The organism is Rhodococcus erythropolis NBRC 15567 (genome assembly GCF_001552595.1).
Taxonomy (GTDB): Bacteria; Actinomycetota; Actinomycetes; order Mycobacteriales; family Mycobacteriaceae; genus Rhodococcus_F; species Rhodococcus_F erythropolis.
Window position 1 is genome coordinate 76,480 of the sequence record NZ_BCRM01000012.1, and the last position, 26,798, is coordinate 103,277.

At 63.7% G+C, this 26,798-nt stretch carries 27 protein-coding genes; 9 read left to right on the top strand and 18 right to left on the bottom strand.

All coding sequences use genetic code 11. The features are described from left to right. Positions 1–343 precede the first annotated feature (343 nt). On the top strand, positions 344–1,399 hold the full coding sequence (locus RE4_RS17520; RefSeq protein ID WP_020906844.1) for a ferredoxin--NADP reductase: 1,056 nt from the start codon (positions 344–346) through the stop codon (positions 1,397–1,399). Here the strand turns inward: RE4_RS17520 and RE4_RS17525 are convergent. Next, positions 1,371–2,690, bottom strand: a complete 1,320-nt coding sequence (locus RE4_RS17525; RefSeq protein ID WP_060939048.1) for a glycosyltransferase 87 family protein — start codon at positions 2,688–2,690, stop codon at positions 1,371–1,373. The two genes, RE4_RS17520 and RE4_RS17525, sit on opposite strands and share 29 nt — an antisense overlap. Before the next feature lie 38 nt (positions 2,691–2,728). After that, positions 2,729–3,466 (bottom strand): DNA alkylation repair protein, encoded by a 738-nt coding sequence (locus RE4_RS17530; protein ID WP_020906842.1) that lies wholly within the window; start codon positions 3,464–3,466, stop codon positions 2,729–2,731. Between the two features lie 361 nt (positions 3,467–3,827). Here RE4_RS17530 and RE4_RS17535 point away from each other — a divergent pair, with 361 nt between their 5' ends. After that, positions 3,828–4,196 carry an SPW repeat domain-containing protein gene (locus RE4_RS17535; RefSeq protein WP_029254873.1) on the top strand — a complete coding sequence of 123 codons (369 nt, stop codon included), beginning with the start codon at positions 3,828–3,830 and terminating at the stop codon, positions 4,194–4,196. A gap of 37 nt (positions 4,197–4,233) precedes the next feature. Here RE4_RS17535 and RE4_RS17540 read toward each other — a convergent pair whose 3' ends face one another. Together RE4_RS17540 and RE4_RS17545 are read right to left on the bottom strand one after the other, a co-directional pair. Continuing rightward, positions 4,234–4,998, bottom strand: coding sequence for a glutamate racemase (locus tag RE4_RS17540; RefSeq protein WP_060939049.1), 765 nt, complete (start codon positions 4,996–4,998; stop codon positions 4,234–4,236). Between the two features lie 42 nt (positions 4,999–5,040). Next, a complete protein-coding gene (locus RE4_RS17545; RefSeq protein WP_245206761.1) occupies positions 5,041–6,219 on the bottom strand; it encodes an NAD(P)/FAD-dependent oxidoreductase in 1,179 nt (392 codons plus the stop codon). 184 nt (positions 6,220–6,403) lie between these two features. On the opposite strand from RE4_RS17545, the gene RE4_RS17550 reads away from it, so the two are divergent. The 5 genes from RE4_RS17550 to RE4_RS17570 are packed head-to-tail and all read left to right on the top strand — an operon-like array spanning position 6,404 to position 8,947. Next, positions 6,404–6,871, top strand: coding sequence for an Asp23/Gls24 family envelope stress response protein (locus tag RE4_RS17550; protein WP_003941912.1), 468 nt, complete (start codon positions 6,404–6,406; stop codon positions 6,869–6,871). After that, entirely contained in the window at positions 6,868–7,245 is a 378-nt protein-coding gene (locus RE4_RS17555) for a hypothetical protein (RefSeq protein ID WP_020968986.1), read from the top strand. The genes RE4_RS17550 and RE4_RS17555 overlap by 4 nt, the downstream gene beginning before the upstream one ends. 1 nt (position 7,246) lies before the next feature. Then, on the top strand, positions 7,247–7,426 hold the full coding sequence (locus RE4_RS17560; protein ID WP_003942043.1) for a hypothetical protein: 180 nt from the start codon (positions 7,247–7,249) through the stop codon (positions 7,424–7,426). After that, positions 7,413–8,387 carry a DUF6286 domain-containing Asp23/Gls24 family envelope stress response protein gene (locus tag RE4_RS17565; RefSeq protein WP_019744281.1) on the top strand — a complete coding sequence of 325 codons (975 nt, stop codon included), beginning with the start codon at positions 7,413–7,415 and terminating at the stop codon, positions 8,385–8,387. The genes RE4_RS17560 and RE4_RS17565 overlap by 14 nt, the downstream gene beginning before the upstream one ends. After that, positions 8,384–8,947: a hypothetical protein gene (locus tag RE4_RS17570; RefSeq protein WP_019744282.1), complete on the top strand. Its 564-nt coding sequence runs from the start codon at positions 8,384–8,386 to the stop codon at positions 8,945–8,947. Before RE4_RS17565 ends, RE4_RS17570 begins: the two co-directional genes overlap by 4 nt. Before the next feature lie 118 nt (positions 8,948–9,065). On the opposite strand, the gene tuf is transcribed toward RE4_RS17570, so the two are convergent. The 14 genes from tuf to RE4_RS17640 form a co-directional block, all read right to left on the bottom strand. Next, the gene (gene tuf / locus RE4_RS17575; protein WP_019744283.1) at positions 9,066–10,256 is read right to left on the bottom strand and encodes an elongation factor Tu; all 1,191 of its coding nucleotides are present in this window, start codon (positions 10,254–10,256) and stop codon (positions 9,066–9,068) included. Between the two features lie 125 nt (positions 10,257–10,381). Beyond that, positions 10,382–12,484, bottom strand: a complete 2,103-nt coding sequence (gene fusA, locus RE4_RS17580) for an elongation factor G (protein WP_003942073.1) — start codon at positions 12,482–12,484, stop codon at positions 10,382–10,384. Between the two features lie 201 nt (positions 12,485–12,685). Beyond that, a complete protein-coding gene (rpsG, locus tag RE4_RS17585; protein ID WP_003941856.1) occupies positions 12,686–13,156 on the bottom strand; it encodes a 30S ribosomal protein S7 in 471 nt (156 codons plus the stop codon). Beyond that, the gene (gene rpsL / locus RE4_RS17590; protein ID WP_003941908.1) at positions 13,156–13,530 is read right to left on the bottom strand and encodes a 30S ribosomal protein S12; all 375 of its coding nucleotides are present in this window, start codon (positions 13,528–13,530) and stop codon (positions 13,156–13,158) included. The genes rpsG and rpsL overlap by 1 nt, the downstream gene beginning before the upstream one ends. A 409-nt stretch (positions 13,531–13,939) precedes the next feature. Then, positions 13,940–14,485 (bottom strand): DUF3558 domain-containing protein, encoded by a 546-nt coding sequence (locus RE4_RS17595; protein ID WP_060939051.1) that lies wholly within the window; start codon positions 14,483–14,485, stop codon positions 13,940–13,942. Next, on the bottom strand, positions 14,482–15,030 hold the full coding sequence (locus tag RE4_RS17600) for a DUF3558 domain-containing protein (RefSeq protein WP_029254868.1): 549 nt from the start codon (positions 15,028–15,030) through the stop codon (positions 14,482–14,484). The genes RE4_RS17595 and RE4_RS17600 overlap by 4 nt, the downstream gene beginning before the upstream one ends. A gap of 83 nt (positions 15,031–15,113) precedes the next feature. Beyond that, the gene (locus tag RE4_RS17605; RefSeq protein WP_019744287.1) at positions 15,114–15,725 is read right to left on the bottom strand and encodes a TetR/AcrR family transcriptional regulator; all 612 of its coding nucleotides are present in this window, start codon (positions 15,723–15,725) and stop codon (positions 15,114–15,116) included. A 42-nt stretch (positions 15,726–15,767) separates the two neighbouring features. After that, on the bottom strand, positions 15,768–16,553 hold the full coding sequence (locus RE4_RS17610) for an enoyl-CoA hydratase family protein (RefSeq protein ID WP_060939052.1): 786 nt from the start codon (positions 16,551–16,553) through the stop codon (positions 15,768–15,770). Positions 16,554–16,577: 24 nt separating this feature from the next. Further along, the gene (locus RE4_RS17615) at positions 16,578–17,738 is read right to left on the bottom strand and encodes an acyl-CoA dehydrogenase family protein (RefSeq protein WP_029536739.1); all 1,161 of its coding nucleotides are present in this window, start codon (positions 17,736–17,738) and stop codon (positions 16,578–16,580) included. Continuing rightward, positions 17,738–19,723, bottom strand: a complete 1,986-nt coding sequence (locus RE4_RS17620; protein ID WP_060939081.1) for an ATP-binding protein — start codon at positions 19,721–19,723, stop codon at positions 17,738–17,740. The genes RE4_RS17615 and RE4_RS17620 overlap by 1 nt, the downstream gene beginning before the upstream one ends. Before the next feature lie 8 nt (positions 19,724–19,731). Then, entirely contained in the window at positions 19,732–21,330 is a 1,599-nt protein-coding gene (locus RE4_RS17625) for an acyl-CoA carboxylase subunit beta (protein WP_019744291.1), read from the bottom strand. Next, positions 21,327–22,475, bottom strand: coding sequence for an acyl-CoA dehydrogenase family protein (locus tag RE4_RS17630; protein WP_007728404.1), 1,149 nt, complete (start codon positions 22,473–22,475; stop codon positions 21,327–21,329). Before RE4_RS17630 ends, RE4_RS17625 begins: the two co-directional genes overlap by 4 nt. Then, on the bottom strand, positions 22,472–24,193 hold the full coding sequence (locus RE4_RS17635; protein ID WP_060939053.1) for an acyclic terpene utilization AtuA family protein: 1,722 nt from the start codon (positions 24,191–24,193) through the stop codon (positions 22,472–22,474). The genes RE4_RS17630 and RE4_RS17635 overlap by 4 nt, the downstream gene beginning before the upstream one ends. Then, the gene (locus tag RE4_RS17640) at positions 24,190–24,990 is read right to left on the bottom strand and encodes a TIGR03084 family metal-binding protein (protein WP_031331858.1); all 801 of its coding nucleotides are present in this window, start codon (positions 24,988–24,990) and stop codon (positions 24,190–24,192) included. The genes RE4_RS17635 and RE4_RS17640 overlap by 4 nt, the downstream gene beginning before the upstream one ends. Before the next feature lie 109 nt (positions 24,991–25,099). Between RE4_RS17640 and RE4_RS17645 the strand changes: the two genes are divergently transcribed. Beyond that, positions 25,100–25,900 (top strand): crotonase/enoyl-CoA hydratase family protein, encoded by an 801-nt coding sequence (locus RE4_RS17645; RefSeq protein WP_020906831.1) that lies wholly within the window; start codon positions 25,100–25,102, stop codon positions 25,898–25,900. Beyond that, complete coding sequence (locus RE4_RS17650; RefSeq protein ID WP_020968975.1) at positions 25,897–26,757, top strand: EamA family transporter; 861 nt, start codon at positions 25,897–25,899, stop codon at positions 26,755–26,757. The genes RE4_RS17645 and RE4_RS17650 overlap by 4 nt, the downstream gene beginning before the upstream one ends. Positions 26,758–26,798: the final 41 nt, after the last annotated feature.

Below are 26,798 nucleotides of genomic sequence, written 5' to 3' on the forward strand. Positions count from 1 at the left end.
GTGCACGAATGTGACTGCGGGAGGGATTCGAGCCGATTCTTTGTGACCGGCGTCTCACCTGGTTCCCACTGTGTACCGACAAACACCCCGTGCACAGACTTCGGCAGCTCAACCGCCCGGACGCCGCCCGCGAACCGCCCGTTCGGGCAGGTCGTCGCCACCCCGGACCGCCAGGAAGGCCGGATCAGACTGCCGTGGTTCCCGCTGATCGGGAACGTGTTGCTCGGCGACTACGATCCCCAGTAGCTTTTCATCACTGCTAACATTGAACTAGAACACGTTCTAGATGTTGCACTTCACTGACCTGCGCTTTACCCAGCTTCACGAGAGGACTAGCTTCGCGATGACGACAGTCGAGGTACCGCACAGCTCGCGATCGGCGGTACTCACCGTGTCCGGAGTCATCGAAGAGACTTCCGACGCCCGGTCGCTGGTGTTCGAGATTCCCGCAGAACTGAAGGACAAGTTCGACTACAAGCCAGGTCAATTCCTGACCCTGCGCATCCCGAGTGATCAGACCGGCTCGGTCGCACGCTGCTACTCCCTGGCCAGTTCACCCTTCACCGACGACGCCCCCAAGGTGACCGTCAAGCGAACCGTCGACGGCTACGGCTCCAACTGGTTGTGCGACAAGCTCCAGGTCGGCGACACCATCGAAGTGCTGCCGCCGTCAGGTGTCTTCACGCCCAAATCGCTCGATCACGACTTCCTGCTCTTCGGTGCAGGCAGCGGAATCACTCCGGTGATCTCGATTCTCAAGTCCGCCCTCACACAGGGCAGCGGCAATGTCGTGCTGATCTACGCGAATCGCGACGAGAAGTCCGTCATCTTCGGCGCCGAACTGCGCGAGCTGGCAGCGCAACACCCCGGCCGCCTCACCGTGGTCCACTGGATCGAAACCGTGCAGGGACTCCCCGCTGTCTCACAACTGGCGACGCTCGCCAAGCCTTTTGTCGCGTACGAGGCCTTCATGTGCGGTCCAGGCCCTTTCATGGACGCCGTCCACAAGGCACTGGCAGAAGCGGGCATGCCCCGCACGCAGGTTCACGCCGAGGTCTTCAATTCACTCGCCGGCGACCCGTTCCGTGACGTCGAGGTAGCAGAGGTCTCCGACGAGGAAGCTGCCGACGCCGCAACCGTCGAGGTCGAACTGGACGGTGAAACCCACACCCTCGTCTGGCCGCGCAAGCAGACGCTCGTCGACATCATGCTCGCCAAGGGTCTCGACGTTCCGTACTCCTGCCAGGAAGGTGAGTGCGGGTCGTGTGCCTGCACCGTCACCGAAGGCGAAGTTCAGATGGACAACTCCGAGATCCTCGACGCCGAGGACGTGGCGAACGGCTACATCCTCGGTTGCCAGGCGAAGCCGATCACCGATCGCCTGAAGATCGAGTTCTGAACCCTGCTTCGATGCATGACGGCCCCTGATTCCCTGCGGAATCGGGGGCTTTGTCATCTTCGGAACCATCATCCGCGCTATCTTCCGAGTCCCGCCCCGTAACCCACTCCGGCGCCGTTGTGGGCAACCGCCACAACGCAAGAATCAGCACCAGGGTCACGATCAGGAAGCCCTCACGAAGGACCAACCCCAGCGGCAGCAGGAGCGGCGACGTCTCGATGAACTGCTGCCCCATACTCGGCCCGCAATAGACGACGGCCAACCCCACAGCGGCCGCACCGAACTGCAGCGGCGATCGAAGCCGAAAGAGAACCGTGACGGCAGCAGGCACGAGATACACCCAGTGATGAATCCAGCTGATCGGCGAAAGGATCGGCGCACTCAATCCGATCACCAACGCCGCATCGACCGCACGACCGACGCGATATACATCTCGGGCGACCCAGAGCGCTACCGCCGCGCACAGCACGGTCAACGGCATCGCCAGAGACGCCGTCCATGTGCCCAGTGCCGCAAGTCCGCCCTGCAGTGAACTGTTACCGGCACTCGCGATCGCCTGCCCGCTCAAGTCCACCCGGTCACTGAGGTTCCAGACGACGTCCGACCAGAAGGTCCAGCTGACGGCCGGGTCCACCATTGCTGCGACGGCGGTCGCCGCGGCAAATCCGATCGAACTCCAGATCGCGAGTCGCCACCGCTTCGTGACGACGAAGTAGACGATGAACAGCGCCGGCGTCAGCTTGATCGCGGCTGCGACGCCGATCAAAAGTCCTCGTGGAAACCACCGGCCGAATCTCGAATCGCCTCTGCGGGTCACGTCGAGCAGTACGAGCACCATCAGCACCAGGTTCACCTGGCCGAAGGAGATGTGCGCGCTGACGATGGGTGTCACCGACACGGCCAGGACCAATGCCGCCGTGACGAGCGGCCGCTTGGGGACGCGAGCGGGAGTGAACTTGGCGACTGTCCACACCACCGCCGCGATGCACAACGCCGACCACAGCAGATAGGCCGTCCACCAGTCGAAGAGAACAGTCGGCCAGAGGAAGATCACCGCGAACGGGGTGTAGGTGAACGGCATGCCCTCGTCGACGATCAACGGGCCGACAAGGTTGCTCTCGTAGATGTTCGAGCCTGCGGCAAATGCCTGGGCAGCGTAGCGGTAGACGAGAAAATCAACGGGTTCGACGGCCCGAACGGAGTACACGAGATAACACAGAGCTGCGACGCCGGCAGCGATCAGTGAACCGATCGTCACAATTCGAGACGCCTCGACACGGGTGGCGGGCATACCGAGAATCGTCCCACAACCTACCGAGCGGTACTTCGCTAGCGGGCCGCCCGGAAGTGCGCTCGCTCGTCTGCGGTCAGGTGTTCGCACGCGTAGCTCAGCGCCGTGCGTCCCATGTCTGCTGCATTCTCAGTAAGGAAGCCGGTCAACAAATCCCGATCCACCCGCTTGCCCACCTCGCGGAGCATCCAGCCCATCGCTTTCTGGGTCAGGTCTCGTCGATCACCCAGCACCTGCGCGGCAAGCTCGAGCGTGGTCGACGCGTCGCCGCGAGTGATGAATCCGTACGTCGTCAGCAGCGCCACCCGTCGTCGCCACAGGTCACCCGAATCGGAAAGCTCGAAGATCAGCCGGCGATCTCGGTCGTACAGCCAGCCGCCGAGGATCTGTCCGGCGGACGAATCCACCAGATCCCAATTGTTGACCCGCCCGTCCTCGACAGCGGTCAGATAGAAGCCTGCGATGCGAGCGCGGCCCTCGCCGTCGAAAAATTTTGGGCGACTGACTTTTTCGAATTGAGCGACCAGGATCAGCAGCCCGGCCAATCGGTGCTCGTGAACGTCACTGTCGAGAAGGAGACGTATCTGAGGCAACGCGAGTCCGACGTGCTTCTTCACTACCGATCGCGTCTTCGGTACTCGCACGCCGATGAATACGTCACCCTCGCCGTACTCCCCCGGCGCTGTCTTGAAGAACCGCTGCAAGTGGACGGCATCTGCGGGATCCGCGAGGTCGGCCAACTGCTCGATCACGTCCGGGGCACTCGATTGCGTCACCCCAGAACCTTCTCACGGGTCGTCTGTGCGGACTCTTCGATTCTCTCAGCGTCCTCACACCGTGTGCCCTGCTCGGCCACAGGTCGGCAGACGACACTCGAGGACAGTCAGTGAAAGGACCACCCATGATCACCGCCGCTATCGCATTCACCACTCTCACCCTCATGGCACTCTCGGGACATATCGCGGCAAGCGCGCCGCGCGGGCTCGTGGCCATCCGGACGAATGGTCACAAATCTTGATATTGGAGCCTCCGCATCGCCTCTAACTGCAACGCGAATGCAATTGGCGGAGAGTTGATCTCGATCTTCCGCGGGCGTGTACTACAGGTGGACACACTCTCGTCTTTGGAGGTCTCGTCATGAAGTCGTGGAATCGAATGCAAGATGCCGTCGCGGTGGTTCTCGGCGTCTTTGCGGCTCTCTCGCCGATGTGGCTCGACACCACCGATCGGGCAATGTGGTCACTCGTCGTCCTGGGTGTCCTGGTTGCACTGTCGGGTCTGGCGCACATGGCACGTCCGGACATGACCATGGCGGATTACGCGATGGGTGTTTTCGGCGTCTTGATGTTCATTTCACCCTGGGTGATGAACTTCGACGCTCTGCGCGGTGCGTCGTGGACGGCCTGGGTTGTCGGGGTTCTGACCGTTGTGGTCGCGGTGAGTGCGATGCCGGTGATGAGTGCGCGGATGCATCACGGGGGTCACGGCGGCGTAGCCGCCCATTGACGGAGCGGCGTAGCCGCCCATTGACAGAGCGGCTTGATCAGGCTTTGATCGCGCCCAACAACCGCCCGGCGTCGAAGGCTTCGGCGCTGGGCGGTAGTGCGCCCGGACGACCGCTCACGAACACCTCGACGGTTCCCGATCCTTCGCCCACGGCACCGAGCCCGTCGATCCGCCGCAGAGTCTGTCGTGCAACGGCTTCGGCGCTGTCGAAGAGTGTGACGCCGGCGGGTAACCGTGCTGCGATCTCGTCGGCGAGCAGTGGGTAGTGGGTGCACCCGAGGACAACGCCGCTGACGTCTTCCGGCGTCCGGGCAACCGCGGAATCGATGGCAGCAAGTGCGGCTGCGCGATCACCGAGATCTATCGAATCGGCCAGGCCGTGGCACGGCACTCCGACGACCTTGGCGCCGTTGCCGAACTGCTCGATCAGATCGGCTTGGTACCGGCTGGCCGTCGTCGCGACTGTAGCCCAGATCGCCACTGAATCGCACGCGGCAGCGGCGGGTTTGATCGCGGGCACCGTTCCGATGACCGGTACTTCCGGCCCGACCAGTTCTCGCACGTGTGGCAGCGCGGTGACGCTGGCGGTATTGCATGGAAGAACGATGACCTGAGCCCCACGATCGAGGCTCCGCCGCACCGCACCGAGTACCCGGTCGACGACCCACGGCTCAGGCTTGGGGCCCCAGGGGGCGCCGTCCGGATCCAGGGAGAGCACCAGATCGAGATCCGGGCGCAGGCGTCTGAGCCACGCAGAGGTAGGGAGCAGGCCCAGTCCCGAGTCGATGAGTGCAACGATCACCGCACAAATCTATCGCCTCGGAACCGGTCCTGCCTCATCCGTTCAGGCCGGTGTGGACTCCAACACGTCAGAGATGGGCGTGCCGGCTGCGATCTTGGCGCGCATCTTCATCACCGCTCCCGCGCTGCCTCCGCCGACGACAGCTGCCAGCACACCGTCGCGCTCGTAGTAGGCGACGAACTTTCGGCCGTCGTCCTTGACGATGTGAACGGTGTCCGTGGGTGCGACGGTCCCCAACGCCTGGATCTTGACGTCGTACTGATCGCTCCAGAAGTAGGGAACCTGCGCCGGCGCATCGGGATCACCCGTTCCGGTGAGCGCTCCCGCCAGGATCTTGGCCTGGTCGCCCGCATTGGTCCAGTGTTCGACGCGCTTGCGTCGATCACCGATCTGCCAGGACGCGACGTCGCCGACGGCCCAGACGTGTTCGGTACTGGTGCGGCCGACGCCGTCGCAGAGCACTCCGTTGTCGAGTTCGATTCCCGAACCGTCGAGCCATCCCGTGACCGGCACCGAACCGACTCCGATCGCCACCACGTCGACCGGGATCTCCGAACCGTCGCTCAAGGTCGCAGTGGCAACCGCTCCGTCGCCGGACAACGAGGTCAAGCCGGTGCCGACGCGGACATCGACGCCCTCGTTCCGATGCAGACGTTCGACGAGGGCGCCAACGGTGGGGCCGAGCACCGACGCCAGCGGTGTCGGCTGGGGTTCGAGCAACACGACGTCGACGCCCTGAGACTTCATGCTGGCGGCCAGTTCGCAGCCGATGAAGCCGGCCCCGACGATCAGCGCACGCTTGCCGGGAGCCAGCTCGGCGCGAAGGGCCAGCGCCTCCTCGATGGAGCGCAGAACGTGCACTCCGGACAGCTCCGGAAGGCCGGCAATGCGACGCGGAGTCAGTCCGGTCGCGATGACCAACTCGTCGTAGTCGAGGGTGGATCCGTCCGCGAACGCCACCGACTTTGCGGCAGTGTCCACCGAGGTCGCGGGCGAACCGAGCTTGAGATCCACCTTGTTCTCGACGTAGAACTCTGCCGGACGCAGCGTCGTCTCGTCCTTGTCGCCGCGGATCACTTCCTTCGACAGCGGCGGCCGGTCGTAGGGCAGATGTGTTTCCCCACCGGCGAGCGTCAATTCACCCTCGAAGCCTGCTCGTCGCAGTTCCTCGACGGTCCGCAGCCCCGACAACCCCGCACCCACGATCACTATCCGTGCCACCACGTACCACCCTGTCCGACCCACGTCACTAGCAGCGCTCACTATGAACGCCGTCACTATTTGCCCCCGACTCTGCCATACCAAATGCCGGAGTAGGTGTGGTGCATCCCGCATGGCCACCTACCAGTCACTACAGTTGGAGGTACTTCAGACGCACGCACTGACACATGAGCAGGGAGCCCCCATGACCAGCGATTCCAGTGAAAAGAACAGCGTCCGATTCGGCGCCGACGGTGGCGCGGAACTAGTCAGCACCCAGGGCAAGACGATCATCGCCGACGCCGTGGTCGCCAAGATCGCCGGTATCGCGACCCGCGAGATCAACGGCGTGTACGACGTCGGTGGGGGCACCGCGCGCGCGGTGGGGGCACTTCGCGACCGCATTCCGGGCGCCCGCGTCAACCACGCCCAGGGCGTGGCGGTGGAAGTGGGCGAGAAACAAGCCGCCATCGACATCGGCATTGTCGCCGAATACGGCGTCGCACTCCACGAATTGGCGGTAGGTATCCGCCGAAACGTCATTGCCGCAGTCGAAAGCATGACGGGTCTCGAGGTCACCGAGGTCAACATCACCGTCTTCGACGTCATGCTCTTCGAGGATGCAGAGAGTGGCGGCAGTACCGATCCGGAAGCCAAGCCGAGGGTTCAGTGAGTACCGCCGACGCCGGCCGCGAGATCGACGCGGCCGAGATCGTCGCCGACGCAGTTCTTGCGATCCCGGAAGTGGCAGATCTGCACGGCGGGCAATTCGGCGAGGTGGGGACCTACCTCCCCGGACGTCGAGTCACCGGCGTCGTCGTCGACGAAAACTCTTGTGCGGTACACATTTCCGTTCACTATCCGGCCGACGTTCGCGGCGTCGCCGAACGCGTCCGAGCGGTGGTGGCACGGTTGGTCGACGTACCGGTGAACGTGACCGTCGGAGACTTGTCGACAGCGGGATATCCACCCGAAAATTCCGAAGATGCAGTCACCGAGCTTTCCACCGTCACCGAGATCGCACCGAACATTCGAGAAGGGAACTGACATGAACAGCACTACCGTCGGACTGCTGGTCGGTCTGCTCCTCGCGCTCGCCGGAATCATGGGCGGATTCAGCGGATTCGTCTTCGCCGTCCTGCTCGGCGCCGCCGGAATGGCGATCGGAGCACACCGCGACGGACATCTCGATCTCGGCGCGATCCTCCGAAGCCGTGGCCGTGGCTGAGCCGACCACTCCGAACGCGGCAGACGATCCCGGTCTACGAGGTTCACTGGTCATCAAGGACCGGGCGATGGCCAAGATCGCCACGGCCGCAGCGGTGAACGTCCCGGGCGTGGTCCGCCAGTCCGGTGGCTTGACCCGCCTGACCGGGCGCGACCTTCCGCGAGCCGACATCTCGATGGGCAGCGACGCCGTGGCCATCAATCTGTTCCTCGCTGTGTCCTGGCCATGTTCGGTCACCGAACTGACCGGTCGCGTGCGGGCAGAAGTCGGACGCAGCGTCGAGTCGCTGACCGGCCTGCCCCTCCACGACATGAACGTCATGATCGCGGCAACCGAGGGTTCTGACGAATCCTGTGTTTCCGGCGTCGAAATCGCGGAAGGCCCCGCACAGGAGGCACTCTCGGATCCGATTCCACCTCGAGTTCCCTCCGCGAACCCCGCCGCCGCGGTGTCAGCCGTCGTCATCGCGTGCGGTCTACTCGCACTCGCTTTCGTGGTCTCGCGCGAATGGTTCATCAACCGCGGAACCTTCGATTCGGCGCCCTGGATCCGAAACTCCGTGGAGTGGACGTCGCGTCTGCACTGGCAACCGTGGCTGCTTCCGGTGGCCATCGCTGCCGTCGTCGCGGGCGTTGTCCTGATCATGTCCGCCCTCAAACGCCGGGCGAAAACCCATGTGCCGTTGGGTAACCCGAGCGCATCGACGGTATGGATGCGGCCGACGGACATTGCACGTCTGTGCAGTAGCCACGCAGCGGTCGTTCCCGGCGTCGACTCGGCCCACACCAGCGTCGACCGCAAACACATCAAGGTCCACATCGAATCCACCGGCGGCGATCGAACCGAACTGGCCGCGGCCGTCGACGCGGCAGTTCGGCCTCATCTCGCGATACTCCAGCAGCCACTGCAGCTTTCGGTAGTCGTGAGAGAAACGCCAGTACGACGAAAGGACGCCTCGTGAACCGCTGGATCTCCGCGGTCGATCGGACCATCGTCCTCATCGTCGGAATCGCACTCCTCGCGGCGGGCGCATACGCCATCGCGTGGGACGCGGGTGCCTCACTGATCAGGACCTGGGTGTCACGACTCGATCGTGAGGTCCTCTTCGGTCTTCCGGAGGAGCCTTGGTGGCACTGGGTGCTGTCGGGCACCTTCATCCTCTGCGTCTTCGCCGGTTTCGGGCTGTTGTACCTGAACCTTCGTCGACGCCGAACGAGCGCAGTCACATTGCGGCACAACGAGTCCGGCACAGACGTCAGTGTGGATCTGGGACCGGTCGCCGACGGCGTAGCGGCAGAACTCGCCCAGCTGAGCGGCGTGCGCAGCACCAGAAGCAAAGCGACGATCGATCGCGGACTGCCAACGCTGTCGATTGTCGTCACCGCAGACCCGGCGATCGATGTCGTCGGCTTCACCACTTCGGCCGAACACATCGCTCGTGCAACCAGGCGAAGCCTCGACGGCTCACCTGTCGCGGTACAGGTTCTGTTGCATCTCGACCGGGTAGAAGCCTCCAAGTAGAAGCACCCCGAACAACCGATCGCAGACCACCTGGCCATAGACACAGAAAAGGCGCTCACTCCCCGAAGGGAATGAGCGCCTTTCCTAGTGCTGTGAATCAGCTAGCGAGACAAGAGTCTCACTTGATGATCTTGGCAACCTTGCCGGCGCCGACCGTACGGCCGCCTTCGCGAATTGCGAAGCGCAGGCCCTCGTCCATGGCGACAGGCTGGATGAGCTTGACGGACATCTCGGTGTTGTCACCGGGCATGACCATCTCGGTGCCCTCAGGCAGCGTCACGACGCCCGTAACGTCCGTGGTACGGAAGTAGAACTGCGGGCGGTAGTTGTTGAAGAACGGGGTGTGGCGGCCACCCTCGTCCTTCGACAGGATGTATGCCTGGCCCTCGAACTCCGTGTGGGGAGTCGTGGTGCCCGGCTTGACGACAACCTGTCCACGCTCGACATCTTCGCGCTTGATGCCACGAACGAGCAGTCCGACGTTGTCGCCGGCCTGGCCCGAGTCGAGCAGCTTGCGGAACATCTCGATACCCGTGACGGTGGTCTTGGTGGAGGTCTCCTTGATGCCGACGATCTCCACCTCCTCGTTCACGTTGACCGAGCCACGCTCGATACGACCGGTGACAACCGTGCCACGGCCGGTGATCGTGAAGACATCCTCGACGGGCATGAGGAAGGGCTTGTCCGTCTCGCGGACCGGGTCCGGAATGGACTCGTCGACTGCAGCCATCAGGTCGAGGATGGACTGCGTCCACTTCGGGTCACCCTCGAGTGCCTTGAGTGCCGAGATCGGAATGACGGGGGCTTCCTCGTCGAATTCCTGAGCGGCCAGCAGTTCGCGGACCTCCATCTCGACGAGCTCGAGGATCTCGTCATCGTCAACCATGTCGGCCTTGTTCAGGGCGACGAGGATGTAAGGAACGCCAACCTGGCGAGCGAGCAGGACATGCTCGCGCGTCTGGGGCATCGGGCCGTCGGTAGCTGCGACGACGAGGATAGCGCCGTCCATCTGAGCTGCGCCGGTGATCATGTTCTTGATGTAGTCGGCGTGACCCGGTGCATCGACGTGCGCGTAGTGGCGCTTTTCCGTCTGGTACTCAACATGCGAGATGTTGATCGTGATGCCACGAGCCTTTTCCTCGGGAGCCTTGTCGATCTGATCGAAGGCCGAAGCCTCGTTCAGGTCGGGGAATGCATCCGCGAGAACCTTGGTGATGGCCGCCGTCGTCGTGGTCTTGCCGTGGTCGACGTGACCAATGGTGCCGATGTTCACGTGCGGCTTCGTCCGCTCGAACTTCGCCTTCGCCACTTTGTGTCCTCCTGGACTGTTGTTGCTTGCCGTATGCAGCAGTGCGGTTGGTTGTTACTTGGTCGTGCTTCGTGCCGGAAGCAACCGAGGTCACTTGCCGGCGCGGGCTGGGGAGCTCGCTGTGCTTACTCGCCCGTCGCCTTGGCGATGATTTCCTTCGAGACGTTCGCGGGAACCTCTGCGTAGGAATCGAACACCATGGAGAAGTTCGCACGGCCCTGGGTCTTCGACCGCAGGTCACCGATGTAACCGAACATCTCCGAGAGCGGAACCAGCGCCTTCACGACACGGGCACCACTGCGTTCCTCCATGGCCTGGATCTGGCCACGGCGGGAGTTGAGGTCGCCGATCACGTCGCCCATGTACTCCTCGGGCGTTGTGACCTCGACAGCCATGAGCGGCTCGAGAATGACGGGGCCGGCCTTGCGGGCGGCTTCCTTCAGTGCCTGCGAACCGGCAACCTTGAACGCCATTTCCGAGGAGTCGACGTCGTGGTAAGCACCATCGAGCAGCGACAGCTTCAGGTTCACGAGCGGGTAGCCGGCGAGAACACCGTACTGCATCGCGTCCTGCGCACCAGCATCCACGGAGGGGATGTACTCGCGCGGGATACGTCCGCCGGAGACCTTGTTCTCGAACTCGTAGGTAGCACCGTCTTCGCCCACGAAAGGCTCCAGAGCGATGATGACCTTTGCGAACTGGCCCGAGCCACCCGTCTGCTTCTTGTGGGTGTAGTCGTGCTTCTCGACCTTCTTGGTGATGGTCTCGCGGTACGCAACCTGCGGCTTACCGACGTTCGCCTCGACCTTGAACTCGCGACGCATGCGGTCGACGAGGATGTCGAGGTGGAGCTCGCCCATACCGCCGATGACGGTCTGACCGGTCTCTTCGTCGAGTTCGACCGAGAAGGTCGGATCCTCTTCGGCCAGCTTCTGGATCGCGACGCCCAGCTTTTCCTGGTCGGACTTGGTCTTGGGCTCGATGGAGACCTGGATGACCGGCGCGGGGAACGACATCGACTCGAGGACGATGGGGCTCGCCTGATCGCACAAGGTGTCACCGGTGGTGGTGTCCTTGAGGCCGATCATTGCGTAGATGTGGCCGGCTACGGCCTCGTCTACCGGGTTCTCCTTGTTGGCGTGCATCTGGAAGAGCTTTCCGATGCGCTCCTTCTTGCCCTTGGTTGCGTTGAGCACCTGAGCGCCCGGATCGATACGACCCGAGTACACGCGGACGAAGGTCAGCTTGCCGAAGAACGGGTGAGCAGCGATCTTGAAGGCGAGAGCCGAGAACGGCTCTTCCTTGCTCGGCTTGCGAGTGATCTCTACTTCTTCGTCACCGAGCTTGTGGCCGACGACCTCGCCGATGTCCAGCGGGTTCGGCAGGTAATCGATGACTGCGTCGAGCATGGGCTGAACGCCCTTGTTCTTGAACGCGGAGCCACAGATGACCGGGTACAGCTCGGAAGCGACCGTCATCTTGCGGATGGCGCCCTTGATTTCCTCGACCGTGAGCTCTTCGCCGCCGAAGTACTTCTCCATGAGAGCTTCGTCGGACTCTGCAACGGTTTCGAGCAGCTTCTCGCGGTACTCTGCAGCCTTCTCGACGAGGTCCGCGGGGATCTCTTCGATGGTCGGCAGTGCACCGGTCGGAACTACGCCGCGCCAGGTGATGGCACGCATCTCGACCAGGTCGACGACGCCGTCGAAGTCGTCCTCAGCGCCGATGGGCAGCTGGAGAACGAGCGGCTTCGCGCCGAGACGGTCGATGATGGTCTGGACTGTGAAGTAGAAGTCCGCGCCCATCTTGTCCATCTTGTTGACGAAGCAGATGCGCGGAACGTCGTACTTGGCAGCCTGACGCCAAACCTGCTCGGACTGCGGCTCGACACCTTCCTTACCGTCGAAGACAGCAACTGCGCCGTCGAGCACGCGCAGCGACCGCTCCACCTCGACCGTGAAGTCGACGTGGCCGGGGGTGTCGATGATGTTGATCTGGTTGTTGTTCCAGAAGCAAGTCACGGCGGCAGACGTGATCGTGATGCCGCGTTCCTTCTCCTGCTCCATCCAGTCCGTCGTCGACGCACCGTCGTGCGTCTCACCGATCTTGTAATTGACACCGGTGTAGAACAGGATGCGCTCGGTGGTGGTGGTCTTGCCGGCATCGATGTGCGCCATGATGCCGATGTTGCGGACCTTGTTCAGGTCAGTCAGCACTTCCTGTGCCACAGGTTTCTTCCCCGCTCGTTGCTTGGTTTTCGGGTGTCGGCCGTATCCGGTGTGTTCCACCGTCAAGGCCATGGTCTTTCAATTATGTCTCTGCCGAGGCGAACCTGGCCACCTGCGTCCGGAAACCGGCGAGATGATCAGGTCGCCAACGGCGACAAGCGTCGGAGCCCCACCCGATGGCAGTTGCTCCGACGCTTTACATCACCAGCGGTAGTGGGCGAATGCCTTGTTGGCTTCGGCCATCTTGTGAGTGTCTTCGCGACGCTTCACAGCTGCACCGAGGCCATTGCTGGCATCGAGGAGCTCGTTGGCGAGACGCTCGACCATGGTCTTCTCACGACGTGCACGCGAGAAGGTGACCAGCCAGCGCAGTGCCAGCGTGGTGGAACGACCGGGACGAACCTCGACCGGCACCTGGTAGGTAGCGCCACCGACGCGGCGGCTACGAACCTCGAGTGCAGGCTTGACGTTGTCCAGGGCGCGCTTGAGAGTGACGACTGGATCGGTGCCGGTCTTCTCGCGTGCCTGCTCGAGAGCCTGGTACACGATTCGCTCTGCGGTGGACTTCTTGCCGTCCAGCAGGATCTTGTTGACGAGCTGCGTCACCAACGGGGAACCGTAAACCGGGTCGTTGATGAGCGGGCGCTTCGGAGCGGGGCCCTTACGTGGCATTAGCTCTTCTCCTTCTTGGCGCCGTAGCGGCTGCGTGCCTGCTTGCGACCCTTGACACCCTGGGTGTCCAGGGAGCCGCGGATGATCTTGTAACGGACACCCGGGAGGTCCTTCACACGACCGCCACGGACGAGCACCATGGAGTGCTCCTGAAGGTTGTGACCTTCACCGGGGATGTACGCGGTGACCTCGACCGAAGTCGTGAGGCGAACACGTGCGACCTTACGGAGCGCGGAGTTCGGCTTCTTGGGGGTGGTGGTGTACACGCGAGTGCACACGCCACGACGCTGCGGGCTGCCCTTGAGGGCTGCCGTCTTGACCTTGGCGGTCTTGTCGCGGCGACCCTTGCGGACCAGCTGGTTGATGGTTGGCATTTACCGGCTTTCTTGTGACGAACAGACTGCTCGAGCGAACTCGGGCCGTTCGAAAACGTGGCTGTTCTGAAATTAGGGATCTAGCAGTTGGAGCAAGAGAGCTGCTGCTCCTCACCCACCTCAGAGTCTGTACTCAGCACTTTCATGCCGCGCACTGCCCCCGAGGTCGGGCGTGTCGCATACCCCCACACAGGCAGCCGGATGCTCGTTCATCAGCAGTTTCTGCTCGAACGCGCGCACGGCAATACCTAGCTAGGCACACAGATCGGCCCGGGCATGCCGGACACGACCCATAACGATACCTGTCGGCGCGCCACGAGGTCAAAGCGAGGCCACGGTGATAGTGACCTCACGCTCTGACCAGACACTCTGGCTGCAAACTCAGACCACGCAGCCGGACCGGTCACGATCAGATGCTGCGGTTCAACGTCAACGCGCCGAGCTTTGCCGCAGCCTCGCACGGATCCGCGCCGCCCTGCGGCTCGGTGACCCACCAACCGAACACTCCCCCGGCCGGTGCGCTCGCGCTCACGCCGCAACTCTGCGGATCGGCCGGCTGGCGAACCTCGTAACCGCCACTGCCGTTGATGTCGATTTTCGCCACCACGTATCCCAGATGTTCGAATGCAGCGCGCTCGTGATCGAGGGTGCCCGTCTCGAACCAGTTGAAGGTGATCTTGATCGGACCCGCGGCCCCGATGCCGTCCCAACGGCAGATAGCGCCGAAGAACCCACGCCCGACGGCGTCGGCACCCACGGCACCGGCGATCTGCTCGTCGGTGACGGCCTCGCATTCTTGGAGGACGTTGGCGAATTCCTGGCTGTCACTACCGCCGTAGCTGCCCTCCGCACGGGGAGTCCCGATGACCACCGAGCCGCAGCCTGTCAGCAGAACCAGCGATCCAGCCAGGGCGAGCCCGATCCGTACGCGCTTCACGGCGCCCTCGAACTTCACTGTGCCCTCGAAACTGTTTTTTCCATCAGATCCCGCGCCACCGTGCATGGATCCGCGGTCGGTGGCAGCAAGCCGTAGGTGATCGACCAGTGCACGAAGTCTCCGCCGAACGCGATACCCAACTCGCACAGCGAACCTGCCGTGGACGCGATGAAGCCTTGATGACCGCCGATCGTGATGTCGGCGGCGGGACGTCCGAGCAGGTCGGACCCGGCCCGTTCGCGGCCGATCGGGCTACCGCGGTACCAGGAGAAACTGACGCTCGGACCGCTCGAACCAGCGACCTCCCACTGGCAACCGACGCCGTTGCGCGTCGTCGTCGCAAAAGCGCCGAGGTTGAAGGCATTGACAACTTCTTCGTCGGTCACCGAGCCGCATTCGGCGAACATCGGACCGGGATCGGTGGGTGCGAGCGCCGGCGAACTGGCGTCGTCCCCCGGCCGATCGGCGGACCCGTCGTCGGAGCTGCAGCCGACCACCGCCGAAAGCACGGCAGCCGAGACCAATACCGAAGTCCCGATCGAAGTGAGGGTGCGTGCGGCCATGGAGCCGACTGTACTTCTCGGTGGCCCCCGACACACGCCACGTGCGCACCTCGCTCATCGGTCGCCGCCACGCCGCTACCGATTCAGGGAGTCGGGACCGGTACCCGAACCAGCGTGGAATCCAATTGCGCCGCCCATTGTTTGACCACCTCGGTGCGTCGACGCGAGTCGTCGGTCAAGACGTCTGCCAGCCCCAGCCCGCGGGCCAGGTCCAGGGTCGCCTGTACCAAACGGTGCGTCACCGGATCGGAGTCGTCGACACCCAGACTCTCGACGGCCATGCGGTGCGCGATGCGCCCGAACCGTTCCTCGAGGGGCAACACGCGGGCCCGCAGGTCGGGGTCGGAGGCAGCGGCCGTCCACACCTGCAGTGCTGCTTTGAACAGAGTTCCGGTGTAGTACTCGACCAACCGCGAAATGACCGCCTCGGTTCGTCCGGCACCCACCGGAAGGTCGGTCGATTCCTTTCGCGCCTGATCCATCCTGGCGTCGAACATCACCTCGAGCGCCGCCGTGATGAGGTCCTCGCGGGTCGGGAAGTGATGCTGCATCGCACCGCGGGACACCCCGGCACGCTGGGCGACGACGCTCATCGTCGTTGCGCTCCATCCGAGTTCAGCGAGACACTCCACAGTCACTTCGAGCAGGTGGGAGCGCGTGACTCGACTTCGGTCCTGCTTCGGTTCTCGAGTCATCGCGCCGCCATCCTTTCTACCGCTGTGTTCCAGTGCGCAGTTCTACTGCGCCCAGGCTGCTGGACGCTTCTGCAAGAAAGACATCATGCCCTCACGAGCCTCGTCAGAGGAAAACAGCCGGGCCGACTGCGCGATCATCTCCTCGCCGTCACGGTCGAATCCGGCCAGGACCGAACGCGTCGTGATCCACTTCGATTCGGCAAGTCCCTGCGGTGAACATTGGCGCAAGGTGCCGAGCAGTTCGGTGATCGACTCCCCCGTGTCCTGCGACGCGGCGGTGACGAGTCCGATGGATTCGGCCTGGTGCTGGCCGAACTTCTCTCCGGTGAGCAGGTATCGGCTCGCAGATCGCTGGTCGAGCCTCGGTAGGACCGTGAGCGAAATGATGGACGCTGCCAAACCCAACCGTGATTCCGTCACCGCGAAGGTGCTCGCCGGTCCGGCGACGACGATGTCGCACGCCCCGACAAGACCCATACCCCCGGCTCGGACGTGACCGTCGATGCGCCCGATCACCGGCTTGGGAAGCTCGAGAATGCTGCGCAAGAGCGTCAGCATTCCCCGCCCTCGTTCTTTGACGGCCTCTTCCGGTGACGCGGACGATCCGGAAGCCTCGCTGAGATCGGCTCCCGCACAGAATGTTCCACCGGTGTGGGTGAGCACCACCGCTCGAACTGCCGGATCGGCGGCCGCTGACGTCAACCCCGCTTGTAACTCCGTCACCAACCGCGTCGAAATCGCGTTGCGGTTGTGGGGTGAGTCGAGAGTGATCGTGGCAGCACCGCCCGATACGTCGTACCGTACGTATGGCTTGTCCTGATCCGTCATGAGTCTCCTCTTCAGTAGGACCGTTTAGTACGACCGCGGCAGACCGAGAGAGTGCTGCGAGACGAAGTTGAGGATCATCTCGCGGCTCACCGGCGCGACGCGGGCGATACGGGCCGCGCCGAGCATGGCGGCCAGTCCGTATTCCTTCGTCAGGCCTGCGCCGCCGTGCGTCTGGATCGCCTGATCGAGCGCCTTGATGCTGGCTTCGGCGGCGGCGTACTTTGCCATGTTCGCGGCTTCGGCAGCACCGAAATCGTCGCCGCTGTCGTAGAGCACCGCGGCCTTCTGCATCATCAGCTTGGCGAGCTCGAGTTCGATCTTCACCTGCGCGAGTGGATGCGAAATACCTTGGTGCGCACCGATCGGCGTCTTCCACACCGTGCGCTCGTTGGCGAACTTCACCGCAGCGTTCAGGGCGTAACGGCCCATGCCGATGGCCATCGACGCACCCAGGATGCGCTCGGGGTTGAGGCCGGCGAACAACTGCATCAGGGCGGCATCGGCTTCGCCGACCAGAGCGTCGGCCGGCAGCCGTACATCGTCGAGGAACAAGATGAACTGGTGGTCCGGCTCGATGATGTCCATCTCCATCTGCGTCTTCACGAATCCGGGAGAATCCGTGGGGACGATGAACAGAGCGGGCTTGAGCTTGCCGGTCTTGGAGTCCTCGGTGCGCGCGACGATGAGGACCGCGTCAGCCTGATCGACACCCGAGATGTAGATCTTGTTGCCGCTCAGGATCCAGTCGTCGCCATCCCTGCGTGCCGTCGTGGTGATCTGATGAGAGTTGGAACCGGCGTCGGCCTCGGTGATTCCGAACGCCATGATCTTGGAGCCGTCGGCGAGGCTGGGTAGCCACTGCTGCTTCTGCTCCGCCGTGCCGTACTTGCCGATGATGGTGCCGCAGATGGCCGGGGATACGACAACCAGGAGCAGACCGGCACCCTGCGCCGCCAATTCCTCCTGCACCAGCGCGAGTTCGTAGATACCGGCACCGCCCCCGCCGTATTCCTCCGGCAGGTTGACGCCCAGGAATCCGAGTTTGCCCGCCTCGTTCCACAATTCGGTGAGCGGCTCACCCTTGCGCGCCTTGGGCAGCACGTAGTCGACGTAGTTGAAGCGCTCACCCAGTTTGGAAACGGATGCCCGCAGTTCCTTCTGCTCTTCGGTTTCGATGAAACTCATCATGCTTCCTCTTCTGTAGCGGGTTCTTCCACACGTGCGAGTACCGATCCGACTTCGACCTGCTGGCCGACGGCGACCGGAAGTTCTACCAGGACACCGGCAGTCGGCGCGGTGACGGTGTGTTCCATCTTCATGGCCTCTAGCCACAGAATCGGCTGGCCGGCAGTGACGGTGTCACCGAGTGCGGCGCCGAGGCGGATAACCGATCCCGGCATCGGAGCGAGCAACGAACCGGCGGCGACTTCCGCCGACGGATCCACGAAGCGCGGTGCTGCCGTCAACGCGACGGGCCCCAGCGAGGAGTCGACAAAAATCTCACTCTCGTATGCCGCCACGTCGAACGAACGCCGTACTCCGCCCTGCTCGAGCACTACCCGTGCAGCAGTTGCCGATACCAGGCTCACGTCGTCGAAGCCTTCTGCGTTCAACACGCCGCTTCGGCTCAGGGAGTAGCGGACGTCGTAGTCGCCCGACGCAGTGGAGTAGCTCTTGCTCTGCGGCTGCGACGGGAGGTTGCGCCACCCGCTGGGCAAGCGGCCGATGACACGCGCCGACGACCGGTTGTGCGCGGCATCGGCAAGTGCCGCCGCCAGCGCCGAAAGCCTTTCGGCGTCGGTGTCGGCCAGAGGCGTTGACAACTTCTCGAGGTCATGGGTCTCGAAGAACGCCGTATCGGTGTCCCCGGCAATGAAGGCGGGGTGAGCCAGGACATTGACGAGCAGATCGCGGTTGGTGCGCAGGCCGTGAATCCTGGTGCGCGCCAGCGTCGACGCGAGCAGCCGGGCAGCTGCTGTCCGCGTCGGCGCGTACGAGATGATCTTGGCCAACATCGGGTCGTAGTGGACGCCGACAACACTGCCGTCGACGACGCCGGAGTCGAGGCGAACGCCCTGCTCACGCAGAACACTGAATTCTTGCGGGTCACCGGGCAACTCGATGTGGTGAACGGTTCCACTCTGAGGCTGCCAGTTCTTGGCGGGGTCCTCGGCGTACAGTCGCACCTCGATCGAATGCCCCCGGATCTCCGGCTGTTCGTCCGGAAGTGCTTCACCTGAAGCGACCTGCAATTGCAGTTCCACCAGATCGAGTCCGGTGGTGCACTCGGTGACCGGATGCTCTACCTGCAAACGGGTGTTCATTTCCAGGAAGAAGAAGTCGCCTTTTTCGTCAGCCAGGAATTCAACGGTTCCTGCGCCTTCGTAACCGATGGCGTTGGCTGCGAGCCGCGAGGCGTCGAACAGCTTCTCGCGCATGGCGGGGATGCGCTGCACGAGCGGCGACGGCGCCTCTTCGACCACCTTCTGATGCCGACGCTGGATCGAGCACTCGCGCTCCCCCACCGCCCACACCCCACCGTGGCGGTCGGCCATGACCTGAACCTCGATGTGCCGACCGGTCTCGAGGTAGCGCTCGCAGAAGACCGTCGGGTCGCCGAAGGCGGACTGCGCCTCACGCCGCGCCGCTTCCAGTTCGCCTTCCAGCGCCGACAATTCACGAACGACACGCATTCCGCGTCCGCCGCCGCCCGCCGACGCCTTGATCAGCACTGGCAGATGAGCTTCGGTCACCGCAGCGGGATCGAGTTCGGACAGCACCGGAACTCCGGCCGCGTCCATGATCTTCTTGGACTCGACCTTCGATCCCATGAGCTCGATGGATTCGACGGGCGGACCGATCCATGTCAGTCCGGCATCGATGACGCTGCGCGCGAACTCCGCGTTCTCGGAGAGGAATCCGTATCCGGGGTGAATCGCGTCGGCGCCCGAAGCCTGCGCGGCGGCGATGATCAACTCGCCCCGCAGGTAGGTCTCGGCAGGCGTGTTACCCGGCAGGCGAACCGAAGCATCGGCTTCGGCGACGTGAGGGCTGTCGGCATCCGCGTCGGAAAATACCGCAACCGTGCCGATTCCGTTCTTCCGACAGGTTGCGAAGACACGGCGGGCGATTTCGCCACGATTGGCGACCAGTACTGAAGTGATTGTCACGGCGTGCCTCACATACGGAAGACGCCGAAGTTCTCGGTGCCTTCGATCGGGGCGGTGGCAATGGCCGACAGGCACATTCCCACCACGGTGCGGGTGTCTCGGGGATCGATGACGCCGTCGTCGTACAGACGCCCGGACAGGAACATCGGAAGTGACTCGGCCTCGATCTGGTTCTCGATCATCGCGCGCATGCCGGCATCAGCCTGCTCGTCGAAAACCTGGCCGCGGGCCTCGGCAGCAGCGCGTCCCACGATGGAGATGACGCCGGCAAGCTGCGCACCGCCCATGACGGCGGACTTGGAACTGGGCCAGGCAAAGAGGAATCTCGGATCGAATGCCCGTCCGCACATGCCGTAGTGACCGGCGCCGTACGACGCTCCGAGCAGGATCGAGATGTGCGGAACCTTGGAGTTGGCAACCGCATTGATCATCATCGATCCGTGCTTGATCATGCCGCCCTCCTCGTACTCCTTACCCACCATGTAGCCGGTGGTGTTGTGCAGGAACAGCAACGGCGTGTTGGAGCGGTTGGCAAGCTGGATGAACTGCGTTGCCTTCTGGGACTCTTCGCTGAAGAGAACTCCACGTGCGTTGGCCAGGATGCCGATCGGGTAACCGTTGAGTTCGGCCCAGCCGGTCACGAGGGAGGAACCGTAGAGCGGCTTGAACTCGTCGAAGTCGGAACCGTCGACGATACGGGCGATGACCTCACGCGGATCGAACGGAATCTTCAGGTCGGCCGGAACGATGCCGAGCAACTCTTCCGGATCCTCGAGCGGTTCAATGATCTCCGCGCGAGGCGCCGGCCCCTTCTTGGTCCAGTTGAGTCGCTTGACGATCGAGCGACCGATGCGGATCGCGTCCTGCTCGTCGGCTGCGAAGTAGTCAGCCAACCCGGACTTGCGAGCGTGCATTTCGGCGCCGCCGAGTGCCTCGTCATCTGATTCCTCACCGGTGGCCATCTTGACCAGCGGCGGGCCTGCGAGGAACACCTTGGAGCGTTCCTTGATCATCACGACGTGGTCGGACATGCCCGGGATGTACGCGCCGCCGGCAGTCGAGTTACCGAAGACCAGTGCAATGGTGGGGATACCGGCTGCGGAAAGCTGTGTGAGGTCACGGAACATACGCCCGCCCGGGATGAACACCTCCTTCTGCGTCGGCAGGTCTGCACCGCCGGACTCGACCAGCGAGATCACCGGGAGACGATTTTGCATGGCGATGTCGTTGGCGCGGAATCCCTTACGCAGCGTCCAAGGATTGCTGGTGCCGCCGCGCACAGTGGGATCGTTGGCGACGATCAGGCATTCGACACCTTCGACAACGCCGATACCGACCACGGTGCTGGCGCCGACCGGGAAGTCACTCCCCCACGCAGCGAGGGGACACAGCTCGAGAAACGGTGAATCCTGATCGAGCAGGAGTTCGATCCGCTCGCGCGCCAGAAGCTTTCCCCGTTTGTGGTGCCGCTCGGTGTACTTCTCGCCGCCACCGGCAAGCGCTTTGGCGTGCTCGACCTCGATCTCGGCGAGCTTGGTGTTCATGGTCGATGTTGCGGTCTGATACACCTCGGAATTGGTGTCCAGCGTTGACCGGATGACACTCATGACTGATACCCCAATCGCTTGGCCGCGAGGCCGGTGAGGATTTCGGTGGTTCCGCCACCGATTCCCAGAATTCGCATGTCCCGGTACTGCCTCTCCACTTCACTTTCCTGCATGTATCCGAGGCCGCCGAACAGCTGAACGGCTTGGTTCGCAACCCATTCGCCCGTCTCGACTGCCGTGTTCTTCGCGAAGCACACCTCGGCGATCAGGTCGCCGTCACCGGCCATGTACCGCTCGATCACCGAGTGGGTGTACACCTTGGCGACGTCGATCTTGCGGGCCATCTCGGTGACGGTGTTCTGCACGGCCTGCCGACTGATGAGGGGTCGACCGAAAGTTTCGCGGGCGCGGCACCATTCGAGGGTCAGCTCCAGGCAACGTTCTGCACTGGCATACGCCTGCGCGGCGAGCGCGACACGTTCGGAAACAAATGCCTGGGCGATCTGCGCGAAGCCGCTGTTCTCTGCGCCGACCAGATTCTCCACCGGAACCCGGGCATCGACAAAGGACAGTTCCGCGGTATCGGATGCACGCCAGCCCATCTTCTCGAGTTTGCGTGAGACGGTGAATCCCGGTGTGCCCTTCTCGATCACGAGCAGTGAGACACCACCCGCGCCGGGGCCACCGGTGCGCACTGCGGTAACGACGAAGTCGGCTCGAACGCCGGAGGTGATGAACGTCTTGGCGCCGTTCACGACGTAATGATCGCCGTCGCGCTTGGCTGTGGTTGTCAGGTGCCCGACGTCGCTGCCTCCGCCGGGCTCGGTGATGGCGAGCGAGCCGATCTTGTCGCCGCGCAGGGTCGGCTTGACCCACTTCTCGATCTGCGCCTCGTCGCCCGCTGCAATCAGGTGCGGCACCGCGATGCCGCAGGTGAAGAGCGATGCGAACAGCCCGCCCGACGCACCTGCCTGATGCATCTCCTCACAGATCACGATGGAGTCGACGGCGTCGCCGCCCTCACCGCCCGCCGATTCGGGAGCACTGGCGCCGAGCAGCCCGAGAGCGCCTGCCTTGCGGTGTAATTCGCGCGGAATCTCGCCGTCGCGCTCCCACTGCGTCAGATGCGGCAGAATCTCCTGGTTCACGAATCCGCGTACGGTCTCGCGAAGCGCAAGCCTTTCCGGTGTGGTCCACACGGTCACCGTGAATCCTCTTTCTCGTCAGTTACGGGGAGTAGCGAAATCGGGATGTCGATGTGGCGTGAACGCAGCCATTCGCCAATTCCCTTGGCCTGCGGATCGAACCGCGCCTGCGAGGCAACACCCTGACCGAGGATTCCCTCGATCACGAAGTTGACGGCACGAAGGTGCGGAAGCTGGTAGCGAGTGACGTTCAGGTCTGCTGCTTCCGGTAGCAGTTCCTTGAGCATTTCGACGGTCAGAGTGTGCGCCAACCACTTCCACTGATCGTCCGTGCGAACCCAGACGCCGACGTTGGCATTTCCACCCTTGTCGCCACTACGGGCACCGGCAATGGTGCCGAGTGGCACCGAAAGCGAAGACTGTGGCGGCAACGGCTCCGGACGCTCAGGTTCGTCGACGGCTTCGAGGTCCTGCGTCAGCGTCGACGGAGCGATGTCCACGCGAGTGCCGTCGGGCAGTACGGCCACGTGAGGCACCGATCCGGCGTCGACGTAGCCGGGGGTGAACACTCCGTACGGTTGTCCGTTGCTCGGCGGCGCGGTCAGCGAGAAGCCTGGGTAACTGGCAAGCGCCATTTCCACCGCAACCGCAGAGAAGGGACGACCGATCACCTTGGGATCGGAATCGCGAACCACGCAGCGCAGTAACGCACTCGCGGTTTCCTCGGTGTCGGAATCCGGGTGATCCGTGCGAGCGAGAGTCCAGACCAGTTCGGCGGGCTTCTTCGTCAGCCAGGATTCGAGTTGAGTCTTCGCCAGATCGGCCTTGGCCTCGATGTCGAGACCGGTGAGAATGAAAGTGGCCTCGTTGCGGAACCCGGCCAGCGTGTTGAGTGAGACCTTGTACTGCGGCGGCGGAGCCTCGCCCGTGACTCCGCTGATCAGCACCCGATCCGGGCCTTCCTGGGTGAGCACCGCGTTGTCGATGCGGGTGGTCACGTCCGGGCCTGCGTAGCGTCCACCCGTGATCTCGTACAGCAGCTGCGCCGTCACGGTGCCGACGCTCACCTCGCCGTCCGTTCCGGCATGCTTGGTGATGACCGAAGACCCGTCCGCGTTGATCTCGGCGATCGGGAAGCCAGGACGGCCCAGATTCGGAATCTCGGTGAAGAACGCGTAGTTGCCGCCGGTGGCCTGGGTTCCGCACTCGATGACGTGGCCCGCCGCGACAGCACCGGCCAGCTGATCGAAATCATCTCGCTTCCAACCGAAATGGTGAGCGGCCGGACCGACGATCACCGAAGCGTCGGTGACACGTCCGGTGACCACGACATCGGCGTCGGCCGACAATGCTTCGACGATGCCCCAGGCGCCGAGGTACGCGTTGGCCGTCAGCGGGGAGCCGAGTCCGAGTTCGTCTGCCCGAGAGACCAGATCGTCGCCCTCGACGTGGGCGATCTTCGCGTTCAACCCCAGCCTGGTGTTGACCTCGCGCAGCGCGTCGGCCAGTCCGGCCGGGTTGAGACCGCCGGCATTCGCGACGATCTTCACGCCCTTGTCGAGTGCAAGTCCGAGGGTGTCTTCCACCTGCCGCAGGAACGTCTTCGCGTAGCCGAGCGACGGGTCCTTCATCCTGTCCCGTCCGAGGATCAACATCGTCAACTCGGCAAGGTAGTCGCCGGTCAGGTAGTCGAGGTCGCCGCCCTCGAGCATCTCGCGCATCGCCGAGATGCGGTCGCCATAGAACCCGGAGCAGTTACCGATCCGTACCGAACTCATTTGCCCACCTTCGCTTCTCGTGCGGCTCGTCCCTCGCCGCTGGGTCCGGCAAATGCCTGCGCGAACCCGAGCCACTCGTCCGCGTCGGCACCAACGGCAACCAGATCGAGATCGGCGCGATTGGCACGCTGAGTGACCAGCAAACAGAAGTCCAATGCGGGCCCGGTCACCTTCTGCGGTGCATCTTCCGGCCCCCAGGTCCAGAGCGAACCGTCCGGCGCCGTCAACTCAACCCGGAAATCGTCGGCGGGCGGCGTCTTCTCGTTGACCGAGTACGCAAAGTTCCGCGTACGGACACCCAGATGAGCGATGTTCTTGATGCGCGCCGTCGGGGCTCGCTCGACGCCGAGCGCGTCGGCAACGTCCTGCCCGTGCGCCCACGTCTCCATCAATCGCGCAGTTGCCATGGACACTCCGCCCATGGGCGGGCCGTACCAAGGAAACTTGGTACCGGACGGGGCGGCGGTGAGAGCCTCGACGAGAGCGGTGCGCCCCGCTCTCCAATCGGCGAGCAACTCCGCCGGCGGGCGGGCCGCCTGCTCGGCAGCACCGTCGTCGACAAATCCCGCCGGATTCACGAACGCCGCCTTCAACTGCTCCGCAAACCCGTCCGGGTCGGTGATCGCCAGGATCGCAGCACTGTCCGTCCAGTGCAGGTGCCCGATCTGATGCGCGACGCTCCACCCTTCCGCCGGCGTCATTGTCGCCCACTTCTCCTCGGGCAGATCCGCAACCAGGGCGTCGAGGCTCTCGCCTTCGGCCCGCAAGTCATCGATGAACGTCTGAAGTTCGGCCATGCGACCAGCATCACACCCGGGTCCATAAAAATCAAGCACGAATGATTGTTATTGAGAAATCTTGTGGTGAGAGACTGAGCTCAACTGCCATCGACTACCAGGAGCACCCATGAGCGACGCCGTACTGATCTCGCGAACCGGCGATGTGGTCACGTGGACCCTCAATCGCCCGGACACCCGCAACGCGATCTCCGAGATCGACATGATCGAGGCCCTCGAAGACGCGGTCACCGCAGTCAACCGAGATCAGAGTGTGCGAGCGGTCATCCTCACGGGGGCCGGGTCGGCTTTCTCCTCCGGCGGCAACGTCAAACACATGCGAGACAAGGAAGGCATGTTCGGTGGTGCTCCCGGCGAGATCCGCCAGGGCTACCGGCACGGCATCCAGCGCATTCCGCTCGCGCTGTACACATGTGAGGTGCCGACCATTGCGGCCGTCAACGGCCCGGCCATCGGAGCGGGCTGCGACCTCTCCCTCATGTGTGACCTCCGCATCGCCTCGACCGCCGCAGTCTTCGCCGAGAGCTTCGTCAAGGTGGGACTCATCCCCGGCGACGGCGGAGCCTGGCTGCTCCCCCGCGCGATCGGCAACGCCCGCGCCGCCGAGATGGCGTTCACCGGCGAACCCATCGATGCTGCGAAGGCACTCGACTGGGGTCTGGTCTCGCAGATCACCGAACCCGAGGAATTGCTTTCCGCAGCGCACGCTTTGGCAGCTCGAGTAGCCGCCAATCCCCCGCAGGTACTCCGCATGACCAAGAAACTCCTCCGCGAAGGCCAGCACCAGAGCCTCGAGAGCCTGCTCGAACTCTCGGCCGCCATGCAGTCGATCGCCCACCACACCCGAGATCACCACGAAGCCGTCGCCGCGATGCTCGAGCGTCGAAGTCCTGAGTTCACCGGAGAATGAAGGCGGGCAGTCAGCTACTGCCGGTCGGCGCGGTCCTCACCTCGATACTGTCGCTCCAGTTCGGAGCGGCATTCGCGACGACATTGTTCTCGCAGATCGGGCCCGCCGGAGCCACGACGCTGCGGCTGACGATCGCCGCGATCATCCTCGGCGTCATCGTCCGCCCACGATGGAGCAGGTGGTCGAACCGGCAACGCAAAGGCATCTTCGCGCTGGGCATCGCCCTCGCCGTGATGAACGGCGCCTTCTACCTCGCCCTCGACACGGTGCCCATCGGCACCGCCGTCACCATCGAGTTCCTCGGACCGTTGACGCTGGCCGCAGTTCTGTCTCGTCGGTGGGCCGACGGAGCGTGGGTACTGCTCGCCTTCGGCGGAGTGTTGCTGCTCGGGTTAGGCGATCACGGCGAATCCGGTTTGGACCCGATCGGGGTGATGTTCGCGTTGATCGCCGCGACTGCGTGGGCCGGCTACATCGTGGCCGGTTCCCACCTGGCCGCGACGCTCCCGAGTGCCGACGGGTTGGCGGGCGCAAGCATCGTCGCAGCCGTATTGACGCTCCCCTTCGGCGTCGTCTCGGGCGGAAGCGAACTGCTGGATCCGAAGATGCTCGCCGCAGGCGCCGCCGTCGCCGTCCTCTCGTCCGTCATCCCGTACAGCTTGGAAATGTGGGCGCTGCGCTCCTTGGCCAAGAAGGTCTTCGCGGTCCTCATCGCCCTCGAACCGGCAGCGGCCGCACTGGCCGGAGTCCTCGTGATCGGGCAAACGCTCGACGCTTTCACACTCGTCGCCATCGGACTGGTGGTGACCGCGGGTGTCGGGACGGTCGTCATGAATCGAAAGTCCACACCGAAATAGTCCAGGTACCGTCAGAGCACGTCATTCCAACGCACAGGAGA